At 66.8% G+C, this 1,977-nt stretch carries 1 protein-coding gene and 1 rRNA gene; one reads left to right on the top strand and one right to left on the bottom strand.

Going from position 1 to position 1,977, the window contains the following annotated elements:
• Positions 1–76 (top strand): 5S ribosomal RNA (gene rrf / locus ABIB25_RS29290); the annotation flags it as partial.
• Positions 77–964: 888 nt separating this feature from the next.
• On the opposite strand, the gene ABIB25_RS29105 is transcribed toward rrf, so the two are convergent.
• Positions 965–1,753: an ATP-binding protein gene (locus tag ABIB25_RS29105; RefSeq protein ID WP_354532002.1), complete on the bottom strand. Its 789-nt coding sequence runs from the start codon at positions 1,751–1,753 to the stop codon at positions 965–967.
• Positions 1,754–1,977: the final 224 nt, after the last annotated feature.

The following is a 1,977-nucleotide window of genomic DNA, read 5'->3' as shown; positions in this document are numbered from 1 at the left end:
GAACCCGGAAGCTAAGCCTTTCAGCGCCGATGGTACTGCACCCGCCAGGGTGTGGGAGAGTAGGTCGCCGCCGGAACACCATTCCCACGAGGGGATCATCACGAGAAATCGTCGATGGTCCCCTATGTGGCGTTCTGGGTGCTTGCGCTTGTGGTCGCGATCGACTAGACCATCGAAGTCGGCCAAATCGGCGATCCCGCAGTACTTCCCTGGAGGTGCCCACCGCTCGCAGCCCGGGAGGTGGCGCGCCAGGCCTCGAGCCACGGCACCTCACATCGGCCTGCAGGATGGTCCGTGCTCGCTCGAGTACGTTCGCGTGCGGCTTGATGTAGATCAGGCGCATCGGGCAGCGTGACCTGCTCCGGGTCCAGTCGATGGAATGCGACCAGCTCGAAGCGGGCCGCGGCCAGTCGATGTCGTCCATCGGATTGGGAGCCACCTTGCTCGGGTCCTATCCGCGATCGGAGACGGTCACCCTGCTGATCAACCCGTCGAATCCGTATCGCACGTTCTGCCCAGCGCATCTACCGGCCGAAGCGGGACGTCAGGAGGGCGTCGGTCGCCCGTGTCATCTCGACGTCGGCCTTCTCGTGAACACGCTCCCAGGGGTCAGGCCGGTCTGCGATCGCACGGTTGATCAACCACGTCCACGTCGGATCGAGTTCTTAAGTGCCCAGTGCCCAATGCCCAGCGCCTAGTCGCCTGCGGCCAGGTTCGTCGTCACTGATGTGGTCGCGACGTGAATCGGGCTGGGCAGTAGGTGAGCACTGCGTGCTGTTGGAGCTACGCCCTGCCCAGCGACCTGGGATCCGATTCGTCCAGCCGGCGCCAACTTTTGATGCTGCGTTCTCTTCCGCTTGAAGTGCCACGGCCGGGATGTCGTCGATTGTCGCTTGCCAGCGTGATGGGACCACCGCGTTGCCACTTGGATGGGACCACCGTGGGGTGTGGTTGAGCATGCCGGTCACCGCCCGGCCGGGTCAACGACGACACGCTGTTGGCGTTGTCGGTGGGATGGTCCTTCGATGATCAGCGTGTGCGCGGCGGCGGTCAGCCGGTCGACGGCCGATTGGGCCAGCAGCGGGTCGGTGGTCATCGTGGTCCAGTCCGCCGGTTCCCGGTTGGACGTGAAGATGGTGCTCGTGCGGGCGTCGTGCCGTCCGACGCAGAGCTCGTAGAAGTCGGTCGTGGTGGTGGCATCCAACGTTCGCAACGCGAAGTCATCGACGATCAACAAATCCAGGCGGGTGAGGCGGCGGAACTCCGCCTCGAGGGTGTTGTCCAGTCGGGCGGCGCGGAGCCGGGTGAACATTTTGTCGGCGCGGATCATCTGCACGCTGGCGCGTCGGCGGACGGCGATGTGCCCGAGTGCGGTGGCCAGGTGGGTTTTGCCGACGCCGACCGGCCCGAGGATCAGCACGTTGCTGCCGGCCTCTACGAAGCGCAGAGATGTCAGGTCCGACAGCAGTTGTCGGTCGTAGGTGAGGTCGGCGAGTTCGTTCCAGGTGTCCAGCCGCATCAGCGGCATCAGTCCGGCGTTCTGCGCCCGCAACGTCGCCGACCGGGCGTCGCGGCGGGACACCTCGTCGGACAGCAGCAGTTCCAGGAACGCCGCATGCCCCAGTTGCCGGGTGCGGGCCAGGGACAGCCGTTCCGGGAGGGTGTCTTTCATGCCGGACAGCTTCAACGCCCGGAGCAGCCCGGTGAGGTCCGACCCGATCGGGTCGGCCGGCCCCGTCGGCGGGCCGGCCATGGTCGGCGGGGTGGCGGTCGTTGCGGCGGAGATGGTCGGTGGGGTGGCGGTCGTTGGGGCGGCAGTGGTGGTGGTCATGAGTTGTCCTCCGGCTGGGTCTGTGTCTGGTTCTGGGCGTGGACGAGGGTCAGAGTCGCTGCGGGACTGCGGAATTCGCCTGGGTCTCGGCCGAACCGGCCGGCCGGGTGCCCGGCCGCGGCGGGCAGTGCGGGGGCGGCACGTTC

Source organism: Nakamurella sp. UYEF19 (genome assembly GCF_040546275.1).
Classification (GTDB): Bacteria; Actinomycetota; Actinomycetes; order Mycobacteriales; family Nakamurellaceae; genus Nakamurella.
Note: the sequence above shows the minus strand (reverse complement) of the source record. Positions and strands in the feature narration are given on the sequence as shown.